The organism is Burkholderia oklahomensis C6786 (assembly GCF_000959365.1).
Lineage (GTDB): Bacteria > Pseudomonadota > Gammaproteobacteria > Burkholderiales > Burkholderiaceae > Burkholderia > Burkholderia oklahomensis.
In genome coordinates this window covers 2,787,445-2,803,984 of sequence record NZ_CP009555.1, presented here as the reverse complement: position 1 = coordinate 2,803,984, position 16,540 = coordinate 2,787,445, and the positions used below count along the sequence as shown (strand labels likewise).

The window sequence follows — 16,540 nt, the reverse complement described above, 5'->3', positions numbered from 1 at the left end:
GCTCGACGCCGCGCCGTCGGAATACGACGCGGCGTTCGCGTTAAAATCCGACGATTCATTTTCCTGACCGCTCGAAGGAATCCCGTTTCGATGAACAATCTGACGCTCTCGCTGCGCCGCGAACGACGGCTGCTCGTGCTGCTCGGCCTCGTATGCCTCGCGCTCCTGGCCGGCGCGCTCTATCTGCAGTATGTGAAGAACGAGGATCCGTGCCCGCTTTGCATCATCCAGCGCTATTTCTTCCTGCTGATCGCGATATTCGCGTTTCTCGGCGCGGGAATGACGAGCGGCGCCGGCGTCGCGATGTTCGAAGCGCTCATCGTGCTGTCGGCCGCCGCGGGCGTCGGCACCGCCGCGCGCCACCTGTACGTGCAGATGAACCCGGGCTTCAGCTGCGGCTTCGATGCGCTGCAGCCGATCGTCGACAGTCTGCCGCCCGCGCACTGGCTGCCGGGCGTCTTCAAGGTCGCCGGACTGTGCGAGACCGTCTATCCGCCGATCTTCGGCATTCTGCTGCCCGGCTGGGCGCTGATCGCGTTCGTGCTGATCGTCGTGCCCGTCGCGGTCAGCCTGCTGCGCCACCGCGGCCGGCTGCGCTGACGTCCGCCGCGCGGCGGCGAAGCGGCGGGCGATCCCGCCTCGCCGTCGCTGTCGCTCTCCCCGTCGCGCACGTTTCGGGCCCTTTCGCCCGCTTCGCCGACGCAGCCCGCCCGCACGGACGCCGCGCCGGCCTGCCCAATCGGCCCCAAACCGCGCCAGCGCGCCGGTTTCCCGCCGCCCGGCAACTTCGGCCCGGCGCGCGAATCCTACGTGCATCATGATCGCCGCCGAATAGCCCGCATCATCGCCAGGCCATGCCGCCGCTTTTTTGCGGTGCTATCTTCGTTTCCGGATGGCGATCTACGTGCGCGAGGGGGGAACCTCTCAACCCAGCGTAACGCGCGCCTGATCCGCAATGTCCCGTGGATTCGCCATGACAACGCAAACCATCCGCATTTCCCGTCGCGGCCTCGTCCGCGCCGCCCCGCGCGACGACGCGCGAGGCGCCCAGCCTGCCGACGACGCGCGCCTCACCGGTTCGTCGCGAGTCCGAACGTTCGACGTCAGCCGATGCGTCGCGCATGCGACGCGCGACGCCGCCCGCCCTTGCCGGGTTTGCGGCGCGTGCCGCATCGACTTTGGCGACCGGGCCAGCGGCGTCGGCTTCGCACTCCGCGCGCCACGGCCTGATGTTGCAATCGCGCGATCGCAGCGCCGCGACACGAAGCGCCACTGCGTTGTCGCCGCGACCGCCCCTCGACAGACGCCGCACGCGACGAATCTCGAGGCCGCCCGCGCCGCGCGAGCGCGACACGTCATCCACGCGGCAACCGCCGCCCGCCCGGCCGTCACGGTCTGATTCTGGAGAAGCGCCGGATGGAAACCTGGCTCACCGACCTGCAGCATCTGCTCGCCCGCGGCGACGCGGCCGTCCTCGTGACGGTTGCGCGCGTCGACGGCTCCGCGCCGCGCGACGCGGGCACGAAGATGCTCGTCACGCGCGACGCCGCGCGCCATACGATCGGCGGCGGCCATCTCGAATGGAAGGCGATCGAGATCGCACGACAACTGCTCAAGGAAGGCGCGCACACGCCGCACGCGCGCCGGCTCGAACGACTCGCGCTCGGCCCGAGCCTCGGCCAATGCTGCGGCGGCGCGGTCGTGCTCGCATTCGAGCGGCTCGACATCGCCGACCTCGGCTGGGTCACGTCGCTCGCGAAGCGTACGGCGGCGGGCGCGCCGACCGTGCGCAGCGTGTCGCTCGGCCCCGACCCCGGCGCGGTGATGCTGAGCGAGCCCGAGCCGGGCGCCGCGCGCCCCGACTGCCTGCTGTGGGACACGGGCGACGCGCCGCTGTTGACCGAGACGATCGCGCCGCGCGCATTCTCGGTCGTGCTGTTCGGCGCCGGACATGTCGGCGCGGCGCTCGTGCGCGTGCTCGCGGCGCTGCCGTGCCACGTGCGCTGGGTCGACGAGCGCGACGCGCAGTTCCCGCCGCCCGACTCGCTCGCGGGCATCCGCAACCTCGCGCTCGACGCGAACGATGCCCCCGACGAAGCGGTCGACGAAGCGCAGCCCGGTGCGTACTTCGTCGTGATGACGCACAATCACGCCCGCGATCTCGAGCTCGCGCACCGGATCCTCGTACGCGGCGACTACGCGTACTTCGGGATGATCGGCTCGCGCACGAAGCGGATGCAGTTCGAGCACCGGCTCGCCGCGCGCGGGATCGATCCGCTGCAGATCGCGCGAATGCAGTGCCCGATCGGCGTGCCCGGCATCGTCGACAAGGCGCCCGAGGCCATCGCGATCGCGGTCGCCGCACAGATCCTGCAGACCGTCGATGCACGGCGCGCGCACGAGCGTCCGGCCGCGCCGCCTTCGCCGTCCGGCGCCGGCGCGTACTGAATCGCCGTCATTCAAACCAAGATGCGACAACCGATACCACAATGACCCCGACACTCAAAGACAAGATCGCCCGCGCGCCGAAAGCAGAGCTGCACATCCACATCGAAGGCTCGCTCGAGCCCGAGCTGATCTTCGAGCTCGCGCAGCGCAACGGCGTGAAGCTCGCATACGACTCGATCGACGCGCTGCGCGCCGCGTACGCGTTCACGGATCTGCAGTCGTTCCTCGACATCTACTACGCGGGCGCGAGCGTGCTCCTCACCGAGCAGGACTTCTACGACATGACGGCCGCATACGTCGAGCGCGCGCTCGCCGATCACGTCGCGCACGCGGAGATCTTCTTCGACCCGCAGACGCACACCGAGCGCGGCGTGCCGATCGAGACCGTCGTCGCGGGCATCGATCGCGCGCTCGCCGACGCCGAGCCGCGCGGCTTCTCGAGCAAGCTGATCCTGTGCTTCCTGCGCCACCTGTCGGAGGAAGACGCGCTCGCGACGTTCGAAGCGGCGCTGCCCCTCTTCGACCGCTATGCGCATCGCCTGATCGGCGTCGGCCTCGACTCGTCCGAGCGCGACAATCCGCCGTCGAAGTTCGCGCGCGTGTTCGAAAAGGCGCGCGAGCGGGGCCTCAGGCTCGTCGCGCACGCGGGCGAGGAAGGCCCGCCCGAATACGTGACGGAAGCGCTCGACGTGCTGAAAGTGGATCGCGTCGATCACGGCGTGCGCAGCTCGGAAAACGCGGCGCTCGTCGCGCGCCTCGCGAACGCGAAGATCGCGCTCACCGTCTGCCCGCTGTCGAACCTGAAGCTCTGCGTGTTCGACGACCTGACGAAGCACACGCTGAAGGACCTGCTCGATCGCGGCGTCGCGGTGACGATCAACTCCGACGATCCCGCGTATTTCGGCGGCTACGTCAACGAAAACTATTTCGCGACCGTCGACGCGCTGAAGCTTGGCGACGAAGACGTCTACACGGTGATCAGGAACGGCTTCGCAGCGTCGTTCGTGAGCGCCGACGAACGCGCGGCGCTGATCGCGAAGCTCGACGCGCACTGGCACGCGGCCTGACGGCCGCACAACGCGCGCGCGCCGCATGCGGGGCGCGCGGAGCGCGCGCGTTGCGACGCGGCGCGCTCGACACGAGACACTGAGGAGAGCTTAACGATGGACCTCTATCAAGGCACGGCCGCGCCCGCGAAGCGCTCGGCGCTCGAGCGCCACTTCGGCATCCGCGAGTCCGGCTCGCGGCTGCGCACCGAGATCGTCGCCGGCGTGACGACGTTCCTGACCGCGATGTACATCATCGTCGTCAATCCCGGCATCCTGTCGCAGGCGGGCGTGCCGTTCCCGGCCGCGCTGACGGCGACCGTGATCGTCAGCTTCCTCGGCAGCTGCGCGATGGGCCTCTACGCACGCAACCCGGTGCTCGTCGCGCCGGGCATGGGCATGAACGCGCTCTTCACGTTCGTGATGGTCCACGGCGGCAAGATGCCGTGGCAGACCGCGCTCGGCTGTGTATTCTGGGCAGGCGTGCTGTTCGCGACGCTCGCCGCGTTCAACGCGCGCAAGCTCGTCGTCGACGCGATTCCGGCCAACCTGCGGCACGCGGTATCGTGCGGGATCGGCCTCTTCATCAGCCTGATCGGGCTCGTGAACGCGAAGTTCATCGTCGGCGATCCGGTGACGATCGTCCATGCGACATCGCTCAATCCGGTGATCGTCACGTTCCTCGTCGGCCTCGCGATCACGACCGTGCTCGTCGTGCGCCGCGTGACGGGCGCGCTCATGCTCGGCATCGTCGCAACGACGCTGCTCGCGATTCCGATCGGCCGCCTGTGGGGCGACGGCAGCGCCTACTGGCCCGCCGCGATCGCGACGAAGACTCTCGTCAACTGGAACGGCTTCGTCTCCGCGCCGGATTTCTCGGCAATCGGCCAGCTCGATCTGCTCGGCTCGCTGAAGTTCGCGTACTGGCCGTTCATCTTCGTGATGCTGTTCACCGCGTTCTTCGACGCGCTGTCGACGTTCATGGCGATCTCGGAAGCCGGCAACCTGCGCGACCGCGACGGCAATCCGCGCAACATCCGCCAGTCGATGATCGTCGACGCGTTCTCGGCCGTCGTGTCGGCGCCGCTCGGCACGAGCCCCGCGAACGCGTACATCGAATCGGCAGCGGGCATCTCGGCGGGCGGCCGCACGGGCCTCGTCGCGGTGGTCGCGGGCTTATGCTTCGTGCCGTTCCTGTTCCTGTCGCCGCTGCTGTCGCTCGTGCCCGCGATCGCGACGGCGCCCGCGCTCGTGCTCGTCGGCGTGTTCATGATGGAATCGATCACGAAGATCGAATGGCATCGCTTCGACGAGGCGATTCCCGCATTCCTCGCGATGATCCTGATTCCGCTCACGTACTCGATCACCGAAGGCATCGCCTACGGCTTCCTCGCGTTCGTCGTGCTGAAGCTCTTCACGGGCCGCCGCCGCGAAGTGAAGCCGGCGATGTGGGTCGTCGCCGCACTGTCGGTGCTCCTTGTCGCGCAGCTCTGATTTCAATCGATACGGATTCCCTACGATGACTCAAACCGCTTTCCGCGCGCGCCTGCTGACGTTCAACGGCGATCCCGCTCAGTCGGCCGACGCGGCCGCATACGACGAAGACGGCCTCCTGATCGTCGACGCCGGACGCGTCGTCGCGGCCGGCGCGCACGCGGCGCTCGCGCCGCGTCTCGCGCCCGGCGCGACGCTCGTCGACATGCGCGACAAGCTGATCGTCCCCGGCTTCATCGACACGCACGTCCATTATCCGCAGACCGAAATGATCGCGTCGCCCGCGCCTGGCCTCCTGCCGTGGCTCGACCGCTACACGTTCCCGACCGAGCGGCGCTTCGCCGATCCCGCGCATGCGCGCGACGTCTCCGAGTTCTTCCTCGATACGCTGCTTGCGTGCGGCACGACGACGGCGCTCGTCTACTGCACGGTGCACAAGCAGTCGGCCGACGCGTTCTTCGAGGCGAGCGACGCGCGCGGCCTGCGGATGGTGGCGGGCAAGGTGCTGATGGACCGCAACTGCCCCGAATTCCTGCGCGATTCCGCGCAGTCGGGCTACGACGACAGCGCCGAGCTGATCGGCCGCTGGCACGGCCGCGGCCGGCAGCTGTATGCGCTGACGCCGCGCTTCGCGCCGACGTCGACGCACGAGCAGCTCGAAGCTTGCGGCGCGCTCTCGAAGCGCCATCCGGACGTTTTCATCCAGAGCCACGTCGCGGAAAATCTCGACGAGATCCGCTGGGCGGCCGAGCTGTTCCCCGAGCGCCGCAGCTATCTCGACGTCTACGATCACTACGGCCTGCTGCGCCGCCGCGCGGTGTACGGCCACTGCATCCATCTCGACGACGCCGATCGCCGGCGCTTCGCGGAAACGGGCGCGATCGCCGCGCACTGCCCGACGTCGAACCTGTTTCTCGGCAGCGGCCTGTTCGATTTCGACCGCGCGAACGCGCAGCGCATGGCCGTCACGCTCGCGACCGACGTCGGCGGCGGCACGTCGTTCTCGATGCTGCAAACGATGAACGAGGCACACAAGATCGCGCGAATGACGGGCCATCATCTGAGCGCGACGCGGATGTTCTGGCTCGCGACGGCGGGCGCCGCGCACGCACTCGATCTCGCGGACACGATCGGCACGCTCGCGCCGCGCACGGAAGCCGACTTCGTCGTGCTCGATCCGGCCGCGACGCCGCTTCTCGCGCGCCGCACGGCGCGCGCGGAATCGCTCGAAGAACTGCTGTTCGCGCTCGCATTGCTCGGCGACGACCGCGCCGTCTATCGCACGTACGCGGCGGGCCGCTGCGCGCATCGGCGCGACCGCGCGGACGCGAGCTGAATGCGCGGGTAGACGACGGGCCGTTCGGCGAGAACACGCGCCGGCGGTCCGGCTGCGTCGGCGCGCATCGATCGACGGTCGAATGACGATCCCGCGCGACGCTGCAGTGCAGCAGCCGCGACTGCGCAGAGACCGACGCGCGCCGACACACGTCGGCAAGCATCGAAACGCCGACGAACGCGGCTCCAGCTCGCGGCCTCGCCGGACCGCCTGCCGTCCGCACCCATCCATGCCCTCGAATTCGAACCGGACGCGACCGGCGCTTCCCTGCTTGTCTTCCCCCGACGCGTCGCCCGCGCTTGCCCCGCTTTCGCCCATGCCGCCCGCGTCCGTCGACCCACGCGAGCGCCTGCGACATCCCCCGCCGCATCGAATGCACGCGTTGCCCCGCCCGAGCCGACGAACCGCAACAATCCTTCCCTTCATGCAAAAAAGGCGTGCTAGAATCCGCTCCTCATTGGGGAGTAGCCGCTCCGCTCGAGCCGACGCCGCCCGGCGCGCTCGCGACGGAGGCGTCCGTCAACAGACTTGGCCGTCGCGGCCATGGCGGACGCAGCCCGCAAGGCCTGGCGAGACCGATGGTTCACCGCACGCCGCAGATGGGCCCGGCGCGCGGCGAATCGTCGCTCGCGTTCAACCAGGCCCAGGGATATTCGTTCCGTGACTCAAGCCTTCCTGATCTCGACAGGCGCTGTCGCCCTCGCCGAAATCGGCGACAAGACCCAGCTGCTCTCTCTCGTCCTCGCCGCACGCTATCGCAAGCCGTTGCCGATCATCGTCGGCGTCTTCGCCGCGACCCTGATCAACCACGGCTTCGCCGGCGCGCTCGGCGAATGGCTCGGCGTGTATCTGACGCCGTCGGTGATGCGCTGGGCGCTCGCGATCTCGTTCATCGGGATGGGCTTGTGGATTCTCGTGCCGGACAAGCTCGACGCCGACGAGGCGAATGCGAACCGCTCGCGGCTCGGCGTGTTCGGCGCGACGTTCGTCGCATTCTTCCTCGCGGAAATGGGCGACAAGACGCAGATCGCGACCGTCGCGCTCGCCGCGCGCTTCCACGATTACATCGGCGTCGTCGCCGGCACGACGTTCGGGATGATGCTCGCGAACGTGCCGGCGATCCTGCTCGGCGACCGTTTCGCGCACCGGCTGCCGACGAAGCTCGTCCACGCCATCGCGGCCGTGCTGTTCATCGTGCTCGGCGCGCTCGCGTTCGTCCACGGCGGCGCGTGACGACAAGAAGGCGGCCGGCCGCTACACGCGGCGTTCGCTCGCGCCGCGCGCCCGGCGCCGCCGATCGCAGCGGACGAGCCGGCAACCGGCAAGCGGCCGTCGGCCCCGCCCGATTGCGTTTCGCCAGTTCAATGCGCCGGCGCGACGGCAGTGCCGGATGCGGGCGCGGCCGGCACCGCGCGCTCGTTCGAAGGCATCGGCGCGGGCGCGCCGTTCTTGTCGACGGGCAGCCTCACCGTGCGCACGGTGCCGTTGCCGAGCGGGAAGTCGGCGAGCGCCGCGCGGGCGAGATACGGCATCGCCTGCAGCAGCGACGAGCCCTCGCCCGCGTTGCGCGCCGCGACGTTATAGACCTCCTTGCCCGTCGCACGCTCGGTGATCCGGATCTCGAGCGAGCGCTGGAAGATCTGGTAGCTCTGGTTCACGTAGCCCGCCGGAAACGGTCCCCACGGACCGAACGGCCCCCAGGGGCCGCCGCGCCAGTACGGGCCGGGGCCGAACCACGGGTCGTAGTAGACGGGCTGCGGCACCGACACCCAGTCGCTCTTGATGCCGTACGCGAGGCCGACGAGGTAGCGCGCGTCCTTCGTCGGCACGCGGGTGAACGCGTAGGTCGACAACTCGTTGCCGACGATCTGCTCGTAGGTCGACTGCTCGAGGCTGTTCTGCTGCTCGGCGGTCCGGACGAAGGCGTAGCTGCGCGTCGCGTCGCTGCCGCTCCAGTTCGAGAACGCCGTGACCTGCGTCGCGACGTAGGACGTGCAGCCGGACAACAGCACGATCAGGGCACCCGCGACGAGCGCCGCGCCGCGGATGATGGGATTGCGTTTCATGTTCGTCCTCTTGGTCGATGGCACCGCGCGGGCTGGCCGGACGCCGCGATGACCGGATCATACGCCGTCGCGCGAGCGCCGCGCCGATAATACAAAGACCGTTCGCGCCGCCGAAAAGTTCGTCCCGCGCGCCGCGCGCAAAGGCTTTGTACAATGGGCTCTTGCCGCCGTGCCGCCTGGTCGGCGCGACCTCACTCTTTCTTACGCCCACGATCGACATGCCCGATACCGCCGCCCCTTCCGCCGTCATCCGCCGCAGCGACTACACGCCGCCTGCGTTCCTGATCGACGCCGTCGCGCTCGAATTCGATCTCGAGCCCGCGCGCACGATCGTCAAGAACACGATGCGCGTGCGCCGCAACCCGGACGCCGCGCCCGCGCCGCACTTCGAGCTGATGGGCGAAGCGCTCGAGTTCGTCGGCGCGCGCGTCGACGGCAAGCCGTACGACGCCGTGCGCGCGCACGAGCACGGCCTGACCGTCGAGAACGTGCCCGACGCGTTCGAGCTGACGATCGAGAACGCGTGCGCGCCCGAATCGAACACGACGCTGTCCGGCCTCTACGTGTCGAGCGGCAACTTCTTCACGCAGTGCGAGGCGGAAGGCTTCCGGCGCATCACCTACTTCGTCGACCGCCCCGACGTGATGGCGTCGTACACGGTCACGCTGCGCGCGGACAGGGCCGCGTACCCGGTGCTGCTGTCGAACGGCAACCTCGTCGATGCCGGCGAGCTGCCGGGCGGCCGCCACTTCGCGAAGTGGGAAGACCCGTTCAAGAAGCCGAGCTACCTGTTCGCGCTCGTCGCGGGCAAGCTCGTCAGGCTCGAGGAAAAGATCACGTCGGGCAGCGGCAAGGAAAAGCTGCTGCAGGTATGGGTCGAGCCGCAGGATCTCGACAAGACCCGCCACGCGATGGATTCGCTGATCCACTCGATCCGCTGGGACGAGAAGCGCTTCGGCCTCGAGCTCGATCTCGACCGCTTCATGATCGTCGCCGTCGGCGACTTCAACATGGGCGCGATGGAAAACAAGGGGCTCAACATCTTCAACACGAAGTACGTGCTCGCGAATCCGGAGACGGCGACCGACGTCGACTTCGCGAACATCGAATCGGTCGTCGGCCACGAGTATTTCCACAACTGGACCGGCAACCGCGTGACCTGCCGCGACTGGTTCCAGCTGAGCCTGAAGGAAGGCCTGACCGTGTTCCGCGACCAGGAATTCTCGGCCGACATGTCGGCGGGCGACGGCGAGAACGCGGCCGCGCGCGCGGTCAAGCGGATCGAGGACGTGCGCGTGCTGCGCCAGCTCCAGTTCGCCGAGGACGCGGGCCCGATGGCGCACCCGGTGCGGCCCGAGAGCTACGTCGAGATCAACAACTTCTACACGATGACCGTCTACGAGAAGGGCGCGGAAGTCGTGCGGATGTACCAGACGCTGTTCGGCCGCGACGGCTTCCGCAAGGGGATGGATCTGTACTTCCGGCGTCACGACGGGCAGGCGGTCACGTGCGACGACTTCCGTCACGCGATGGCCGACGCGAACGGCCGCGACCTCGCGCAGTTCGAGCGCTGGTACAGCCAGGCGGGCACGCCGCGCGTGACGGTCCGGACTGCGTACGACGCCGCCGCGAAGCGCTACTCGGTGACGCTGCGGCAAAGCTACGGCGACGCCGCGCCCGCGGCGCGCGAGACGCAGGACGGGCCGCTGCTGATCCCGTTCGCGATCGGCCTGATCGGCGCCGACGGCCGCGACCTGCCGCTGCGCGTCGAAGGCGAGGCGGCCGCGTCCGGCACGACGCGCGTGCTCGAGCTGACCGACACCGAGACGACGTTCACGTTCGTCGACGTCGACGAGGCGCCGCTGCCGTCGCTGCTGCGCAACTTTTCGGCGCCCGTGATCGTCGAGTACGACTACCGCGACGAAGAACTGGCGTTCCTGCTCGCGCACGACAGCGATCCGTTCAACCGCTGGGAAGCCGGCCAGCGCCTCGCGACGCGCGCGCTGCTGACGCTCGCCGCGCGCGCGGCCGCGCAACAGCCGCTTGCGCTCGACGATGCGTTCGTCGCCGCGTTCAGGCGCGTGCTGACCGACGACACGCTGTCGCCCGCGTTCCGCGAGCTCGCGCTCACGCTGCCGTCGGAGGCCTACCTCGCCGATCAGATGACCGAAGCCGATCCGGCCGCCGTCCACCGCGCGCGCCAGTTCGTGCGCCGCCGGCTCGCCACGGCGCTGCGCGGCGACTGGCTCGCGGTCCACGAGCGCCACCAGACGCCGGGCACGTATGCGCCGACGCCCGACGACGCGGGCCACCGCGCGCTGAAGAACCTCGCGCTCGCGTACCTCGCCGAACTCGACGAGCCGGCCGATGCGATCCGTCTCGCGAACGCGCAATACGATGCCGCGAACAACATGACCGACCGCGCGTCCGCGCTCGTCGCGCTGCTGTCGTCGGCCGCGGGCTCGGCCGCCGCCGCGCAGTCGGCAGATCGCGCGCTCGACGACTTCTATCGCCGCTTCGAGAAGGAAGCGCTCGTGATCGACAAGTGGTTCTCGATGCAGGCGACGCGGCGCGGGACGCCCGAGCATCCGACGCTCGACGTCGTGCGCAAGCTCCTCGCGCATCCGGCGTTCAATCTGAAGAATCCGAACCGCGCGCGCTCGCTGATCTTCGGCTTCTGCTCGGCGAACCCCGCGCAGTTCCATGCGGCCGACGGCTCGGGCTACGCGTTCTGGGCCGACCAGGTGCTCGCGCTCGACGCGCTCAACCCGCAGGTCGCCGCGCGGCTCGCGCGCGCGCTCGAGATGTGGCGGCGCTTCACGCCGGCGCTGCGCGACCAGATGCGCGGCGCGCTCGAGCGCGTCGCCGCGAACGCGCAGTCGCGCGACGTGCGGGAGATCGTCGAGAAGGCGCTCGCCTGACGGCGCTTCGCATTTTCTGCAGCGGCAGATGAAAATGAAAAGGCCGGTATCGCGTCATGCGATGCCGGCTTTTTCATCGAACCAGCGAATCGATTCGTGTCGGTACGAATCGCGTGGCATCCGCGCGGATCGAACGCTCGACGCGCGGCGCACACACGCACGCGCGGCGCGCCCGTCGCTGCGCGCTGCCGCGTCGAATCACACGAGCGCCGTTTGCGCGACCGTCTCGCGCACGCGCTTCGCCGCGTCGACCATCGCGGCGAGCGCCGCGTCGACCTGCTGCCATTCGCGCGTCTTCAATCCGCAGTCCGGATTCACCCACAAGCGCTCCGCCGGAATCCGCTCGAGCGCGAGCAGGATGAGCCGCTCGATCTCGTCCGCGCCGGGCACGCGCGGCGAATGGATGTCGTAGACGCCCGGCCCGATCTCGTTCGGATACTCGAACGTCTCGAACGCGTCGAGCAGCTCCATGTTCGAGCGAGTCGTCTCGATCGAGATCACGTCGGCGTCGAGCGCGGCGATCGACGGCAGGATGTCGCCGAACTCCGAATAGCACATGTGCGTGTGGATCTGCGTCGCGTCGGCGACGCCCGCCGATGCGACCTTGAACGCGCGCACCGCCCAGTCGAGATACGCGGCGCGCTCGCGCACCTTCAGCGGCAGTCCTTCGCGCAGCGCCGGCTCGTCGATCTGGATCATCCCGATGCCCGCCTTTTCGAGATCGAGCGTCTCCTGCCGCAGCGCGAGCGCGATCTGCAGCGCGGTCGTCGCGCGCGGCTGGTCGTCGCGCACGAACGACCATTGCAGCATCGTCACGGGCCCCGTCAGCATTCCCTTCACCGGCTTCGTCGTCAGGTTCTGCGCATAGGTCGCCCAGCCGACCGTCATCGGCTCCGGCAGATAGACGTCGCCATAGACGAGCGGCGGCTTCACGCAGCGCGAGCCGTAGCTCTGCACCCAGCCGTTGCTCGTGATCGCGAAGCCCCACAGCAGCTCGCCGAAGTATTCGACCATGTCGTTGCGCTCCGCCTCGCCGTGCACGAGCACGTCGAGTCCGTACGCGAGCTGCTTGTCGATCGCGATGCGCACCTGCTCGCGCATCGCTTCCAGATAGCCGAGATGATCGAGCACGCCCTGCTTGAACGCCGCGCGCGCACGGCGGATCTCCTGCGTCTGCGGGAACGAGCCGATCGTCGTCGTCGGCAACGGCGGCAGATCGAAACGCGCTCGCTGCGCGGCCGCGCGCGCCGGATACGCGCTCGCGCGGCGCGCGTCGGCGTCGGTCAACGCCGCGACGCGGCGCTTCACGAGCGGGTTGTGGATGCGCGCCGACGTGCGCCGCGCGGCGGCGGCCGCCGCCGCTTCGTCGAATTCCGCCGCGACCGCCGCGCGCCCCTTCACGAGCGCGTCGCGCAGCGCCGCGACCTCGCGGGTCTTCTGCACCGCGAACGCGAGCCACGTCTTCAGCTCGTCGTCGAGCTTCGGCTCGTGCGCGAGATCGACGGGCGCGTGCAGCAGCGAGCAGCTCGTCGCGACCCACAGCCGCTCGCCGAGCACGTCGCGCACCGGCGCGAGCCGCGCGAGCGAGCGATCGAGGTCGTTGCGCCACACGTTGCGGCCGTCGACGATCCCGCACGACAGCACCTTGTCGGCCGGATAGTCGGCGACGAACGCGTCGAGCTGCGCGTCGCCGCGCACGAGATCGATGTGCAGGCCCGCGACGGGCAGCGCCTTCAAGCGCGCCGCGTGCTCGCTCGCGTCGTCGAAATACGTCGCGACGAGCAGCTTCGGCGCATCCGGCGCGAGCGCTTCGTAGGTCGGCTGCGCCGCGTCTCGCCACGCGGCGGGCAGATCGAGCGCGAAGATCGGCTCGTCGATCTGCACCCAGTCGACGCCCTCTTCCTTCAGCCGCGCGAGCAGCGCGCGGTACGCGGGCAGCAGGCGCGGCAGCAGATCGAGGCGATCGGCGAGCCCGTCGCGCGCCTTGCCGAGCCACAGCAGCGTGAGCGGGCCGACGAGCGCGGCCTTCGCCGAGTGGCCGAGCGCGCGCGCTTCCCGCACTTCGTCGAAGAGCCACTCGACGCCCGGCCCGAACGTCGTCGCCGGCGAATACTCGGGCACGAGGTAGTGGTAATTCGTATCGAACCACTTCGTCATTTCCATCGCCGGCTGCGCGGCGTTGCCGCGCGCGGCCGCGAAATAGTCGGCAAGCGCGAGCGCGCGCGCATCGAAGCCGAACCGCGGCGGCAGGCCGCCGACGTGCGCGAGCGTCGTCAGCACGTGGTCGTACCAGGCGAAGTCGCCGACCGTCACGCAATCGAGCCCGGCGTCGCGCTGCGCCCGCCAGTGCGCGGCGCGCAACGCGCGGCCGGTGTCGGCGAGCGCGCGTTCGGCATCGGCCGAGGCGCCGTCGCGCCAATAGCGCTCAAGGGCGAACTTCAATTCGCGTTGCGCGCCGATGCGCGGAAAACCCAGGATGTGTGCAGTGCTCATCTCGATCCTCCAGAAGTGACCGGCAGTATCGGATTTGCCCTATCATTACTCAAACGAAAGTTTTTGCCGAACAACATGAATATTTTTCAATATCACCATCGGCCGAGTTTTCCGCGATGATCCGCTCCCCGCTCGAATTCCGGCATCTGCAAACGCTCGTCGCGCTGCGCGACACCGGCAACCTGTCGCGCGCCGCGCAGTATCTGTGCTTGACGCAGTCGGCGCTGTCGCATCAGTTGAAGGCACTCGAAACGCACTTCGGACTGCCGCTCTTCGTCCGCAAGTCCGCGCCGCTCACGTTCACCGCGGCGGGCAAGCGCCTGCTCGCGCTCGCCGAGCAGGTCGTGCCCGCGATCGAGGAGGCCGAGCGCGACATCGCGCGTCTCGCGCTCGGCACGGGCGGCACGCTGCGGATCGCGGTCGAATGCCATACGTGCTTCGACTGGCTGATGCCCGCGATGGACGCGTTCCGGCAGCGCTGGCCGGAAGTCGAGCTCGACATCGTGTCGGGCTTTCACGCGGACCCGATCGGCCTGCTGCATCAGGACCGCGCGGATCTCGCGATCGTCGCCGAGGCCGACGCCGACGAGGCGGTCGACTATCACCCGCTCTTTCGCTTCCAGATCGTCGGGCTCGTCGCCAACGATCACGCGCTCGCGCAGAGGGCGTCGCTTGCCGCGGACGACTTCCGCGACGAGACGCTCATCACGTATCCGGTGCCCGACGAGATGCTCGACATCGTGAGGCAGGTGCTGAAGCCCGCCGGCATCGAGCCGAAGCGGCGCACGTCGGAGCTGACGGTCGCGATCCTGCAGCTCGTCGCGAGCCGGCGCGGCGTCGCGGCGCTGCCGCTGTGGGCGGTCGCGACCTACCTCGACAAGCGCTACGTGAGCGCGCGCCCGGTGCTGCGCGCAAACGGCTCGACGCTGTCGGGCGAGCTCTACGCGGCGACGCTGCCCGCGTTCTCGCCGCGCCCGTACGCGGCCGACTTCGTCGCGACGATGCGCGAGACGAGCGCGGCGTCGCTGCCCGAGATCGAGCTGCTGTAGGCAGCGCGCCGCGCGCCGTTCCGACCCGCTTTCGCCGAAAAACCGTCGGCCGCCGGTCGCGGCGGGTAAAATCGAGCCTATTCCTATCCCAACATCCAACGCATTCGTCAGCCTCTCGGAGTCCCCCATGTCCATTACCCGACGCACCACGCTGTCCAAGTATCTGATCGAGCAGCAGCGTGAGACCAACAACCTCCCCGCGGACCTGCGTCTGCTGATCGAAGTGGTCGCGCGCGCGTGCAAGGCGATCAGCTACAACGTGAGCAAGGGCGCGCTGGGCGACGCGCTCGGCACGGCCGGCAGCGAGAACGTCCAGGGCGAGGTGCAGAAGAAGCTCGACATCCTGTCGAACGAAATCCTGCTCGACGCGAACGAATGGGGCGGCAACCTCGCCGCGATGGCGTCGGAGGAAATGGAGACGTTCTTCCCGATCCCGTCGAACTATCCGCGCGGCGAGTACCTGCTCGTGTTCGATCCGCTCGACGGCTCGTCGAACATCGACGTGAACGTGTCGATCGGCACGATCTTCTCGGTGCTGCGCTGCCCGGACGGCCATCAGGCGACCGAGCAGTCGTTCCTGCAGCCGGGCACCGAGCAGGTCGCCGCGGGCTACGCGGTGTACGGCCCGCAGTCCGTGTTCGTGCTGACGACGGGCAACGGCGTGAACTGCTTCACGCTCGACCGCGAAGTCGGCTCGTGGGTGCTCACGCAGAGCAACCTGCGCATTCCGGAAGACACGCGCGAATACGCGATCAACGCATCGAACGCACGCCACTGGTACGACCCGGTGAAGCGCTACGTCGACGAGCTGAACGCAGGCGCCGACGGCCCGCGCGGCGAGAACTTCAACATGCGCTGGATCGCATCGATGGTCGCCGACGTGCACCGGATCCTGAACCGCGGCGGCATCTTCATGTATCCGGCCGACAAGCGCACGCCGGACCGCCCGGGCAAGCTGCGCCTGATGTACGAGGCGAACCCGATGTCGTTCATCGTCGAGCAGGCGGGCGGCGCGGCGACGACGGGCCTGCAGCGCATCCTCGACGTGCAGCCGACGGGCCTGCACCAGCGCGTGCCGGTGATCCTCGGCTCGAAGAACGAAGTCGAGCGCGTCACGCGCTATCACCAGGACGTCCAGTCGTAACGCAACGCCGCACCGGTCGGGCGCCGCCCCGCTTGTTCGCATGCGGCGCATGCGGGACCGCTCGGCCGGGCGATGCAAGAAAATGCGGCGCTCACACGACGCCCTTCGTCGTGTGAGTGCGCGTTTCGGCCGATGCGAGGCAGTCGGGCGCCGACGAACCGGCCTGAATCGATCGCGCGCATTCTCGTCGAATCAGGCAGTGATCGGCATCGACGAAAAATATCGAAAATTTTTCGCAAAACCTCTTGTCAGCCCACCGGTAGCTCCCTATAATCTCATTTCTCTGTTGCCGGTGTAGCTCAGTTGGTAGAGCAGCGCATTCGTAATGCGAAGGTCGTAGGTTCGACTCCTATCTCCGGCACCAACAGATTCAAGGCTGCGATGCGGAAGCGTCGCGGCCTTTTTCGATTTGTGCGTCCGCTTTCTCGCAGTCGCGCGCGCATCGCGTTCGCCGCAGCGACGCCATCGACAAGCCCGCAGCGCGCATCCCGCCCGACGCACGCCGCCGGCACGAGCCTCGGTCGAGCGCGCGAGCGCCTCGAC

12 protein-coding genes, 1 tRNA gene and 1 riboswitch are annotated in these 16,540 nt (G+C 68.8%); of the genes, 11 read left to right on the top strand and 2 right to left on the bottom strand.

What is annotated here, in order from left to right; genetic code table 11:
* The first annotated feature begins 90 nt into the window (after window positions 1–90).
* The 7 genes from BG90_RS12660 (at window position 91) to BG90_RS12630 (ending at window position 7,557) form a co-directional block, all read left to right on the top strand.
* Window positions 91–600 carry a disulfide bond formation protein B gene (locus BG90_RS12660; protein ID WP_010116510.1) on the top strand — a complete coding sequence of 170 codons (510 nt, stop codon included), beginning with the start codon at window positions 91–93 and terminating at the stop codon, window positions 598–600.
* 373 nt (window positions 601–973) lie between these two features.
* Complete coding sequence (locus BG90_RS36980) at window positions 974–1,399, top strand: hypothetical protein (RefSeq protein WP_010116512.1); 426 nt, start codon at window positions 974–976, stop codon at window positions 1,397–1,399.
* Between the two features lie 17 nt (window positions 1,400–1,416).
* A complete protein-coding gene (gene xdhC / locus BG90_RS12650) occupies window positions 1,417–2,448 on the top strand; it encodes a xanthine dehydrogenase accessory protein XdhC (RefSeq protein ID WP_010116514.1) in 1,032 nt (343 codons plus the stop codon).
* A gap of 41 nt (window positions 2,449–2,489) precedes the next feature.
* Window positions 2,490–3,515: an adenosine deaminase gene (locus BG90_RS12645; protein ID WP_010116516.1), complete on the top strand. Its 1,026-nt coding sequence runs from the start codon at window positions 2,490–2,492 to the stop codon at window positions 3,513–3,515.
* Between the two features lie 96 nt (window positions 3,516–3,611).
* Complete coding sequence (locus BG90_RS12640) at window positions 3,612–4,988, top strand: NCS2 family permease (protein WP_010116519.1); 1,377 nt, start codon at window positions 3,612–3,614, stop codon at window positions 4,986–4,988.
* Window positions 4,989–5,013: 25 nt separating this feature from the next.
* The gene (gene guaD, locus BG90_RS12635) at window positions 5,014–6,324 is read left to right on the top strand and encodes a guanine deaminase (protein WP_010116520.1); all 1,311 of its coding nucleotides are present in this window, start codon (window positions 5,014–5,016) and stop codon (window positions 6,322–6,324) included.
* 447 nt (window positions 6,325–6,771) lie between these two features.
* Window positions 6,772–6,908, top strand: a riboswitch (yybP-ykoY riboswitch).
* 76 nt (window positions 6,909–6,984) lie between these two features.
* Window positions 6,985–7,557 (top strand): TMEM165/GDT1 family protein, encoded by a 573-nt coding sequence (locus BG90_RS12630; RefSeq protein ID WP_010105572.1) that lies wholly within the window; start codon window positions 6,985–6,987, stop codon window positions 7,555–7,557.
* Between the two features lie 128 nt (window positions 7,558–7,685).
* Here the strand turns inward: BG90_RS12630 and BG90_RS12625 are convergent, their stop codons facing one another.
* Window positions 7,686–8,390 carry a DUF4136 domain-containing protein gene (locus BG90_RS12625; RefSeq protein WP_045568155.1) on the bottom strand — a complete coding sequence of 235 codons (705 nt, stop codon included), beginning with the start codon at window positions 8,388–8,390 and terminating at the stop codon, window positions 7,686–7,688.
* Window positions 8,391–8,608: 218 nt separating this feature from the next.
* On the opposite strand from BG90_RS12625, the gene pepN reads away from it, so the two are divergent.
* Complete coding sequence (gene pepN, locus BG90_RS12620; protein WP_045568154.1) at window positions 8,609–11,311, top strand: aminopeptidase N; 2,703 nt, start codon at window positions 8,609–8,611, stop codon at window positions 11,309–11,311.
* A gap of 198 nt (window positions 11,312–11,509) precedes the next feature.
* On the opposite strand, the gene metE is transcribed toward pepN, so the two are convergent.
* Window positions 11,510–13,804, bottom strand: coding sequence for a 5-methyltetrahydropteroyltriglutamate--homocysteine S-methyltransferase (gene metE, locus BG90_RS12615; protein ID WP_010116528.1), 2,295 nt, complete (start codon window positions 13,802–13,804; stop codon window positions 11,510–11,512).
* A gap of 116 nt (window positions 13,805–13,920) precedes the next feature.
* Between metE and BG90_RS12610 the strand changes: the two genes are divergently transcribed.
* The 3 genes from BG90_RS12610 to BG90_RS12600 all read left to right on the top strand — a co-directional run bounded on the left by BG90_RS12610 (window position 13,921) and on the right by BG90_RS12600 (window position 16,361).
* A complete protein-coding gene (locus BG90_RS12610) occupies window positions 13,921–14,853 on the top strand; it encodes a LysR family transcriptional regulator (RefSeq protein WP_010116530.1) in 933 nt (310 codons plus the stop codon).
* Window positions 14,854–14,980: 127 nt separating this feature from the next.
* Window positions 14,981–15,997: a class 1 fructose-bisphosphatase gene (locus BG90_RS12605; protein WP_010105587.1), complete on the top strand. Its 1,017-nt coding sequence runs from the start codon at window positions 14,981–14,983 to the stop codon at window positions 15,995–15,997.
* A gap of 288 nt (window positions 15,998–16,285) precedes the next feature.
* A tRNA-Thr gene (locus BG90_RS12600) sits at window positions 16,286–16,361 on the top strand.
* Window positions 16,362–16,540 lie beyond the last annotated feature (179 nt).

Excerpts from the sequence above, each read along its gene's own strand:
- BG90_RS12605 (WP_010105587.1), top strand. The coding sequence starts at position 14,981 with ATGTCCATTACCCGACGCACCACGCTGTCCAAGTATCTGATCGAGCAG.
- BG90_RS12625 (WP_045568155.1), bottom strand. The coding sequence starts at position 8,390 with ATGAAACGCAATCCCATCATCCGCGGCGCGGCGCTCGTCGCGGGTGCC.
- xdhC (WP_010116514.1), top strand. The coding sequence starts at position 1,417 with ATGGAAACCTGGCTCACCGACCTGCAGCATCTGCTCGCCCGCGGCGAC.
- BG90_RS12640 (WP_010116519.1), top strand. The coding sequence starts at position 3,612 with ATGGACCTCTATCAAGGCACGGCCGCGCCCGCGAAGCGCTCGGCGCTC.
- BG90_RS12660 (WP_010116510.1), top strand. The coding sequence starts at position 91 with ATGAACAATCTGACGCTCTCGCTGCGCCGCGAACGACGGCTGCTCGTG.
- BG90_RS12610 (WP_010116530.1), top strand. The coding sequence starts at position 13,921 with ATGATCCGCTCCCCGCTCGAATTCCGGCATCTGCAAACGCTCGTCGCG.
- pepN (WP_045568154.1), top strand. The coding sequence starts at position 8,609 with ATGCCCGATACCGCCGCCCCTTCCGCCGTCATCCGCCGCAGCGACTAC.
- BG90_RS36980 (WP_010116512.1), top strand. The coding sequence starts at position 974 with ATGACAACGCAAACCATCCGCATTTCCCGTCGCGGCCTCGTCCGCGCC.
- BG90_RS12645 (WP_010116516.1), top strand. The coding sequence starts at position 2,490 with ATGACCCCGACACTCAAAGACAAGATCGCCCGCGCGCCGAAAGCAGAG.
- metE (WP_010116528.1), bottom strand. The coding sequence starts at position 13,804 with ATGAGCACTGCACACATCCTGGGTTTTCCGCGCATCGGCGCGCAACGC.
- guaD (WP_010116520.1), top strand. The coding sequence starts at position 5,014 with ATGACTCAAACCGCTTTCCGCGCGCGCCTGCTGACGTTCAACGGCGAT.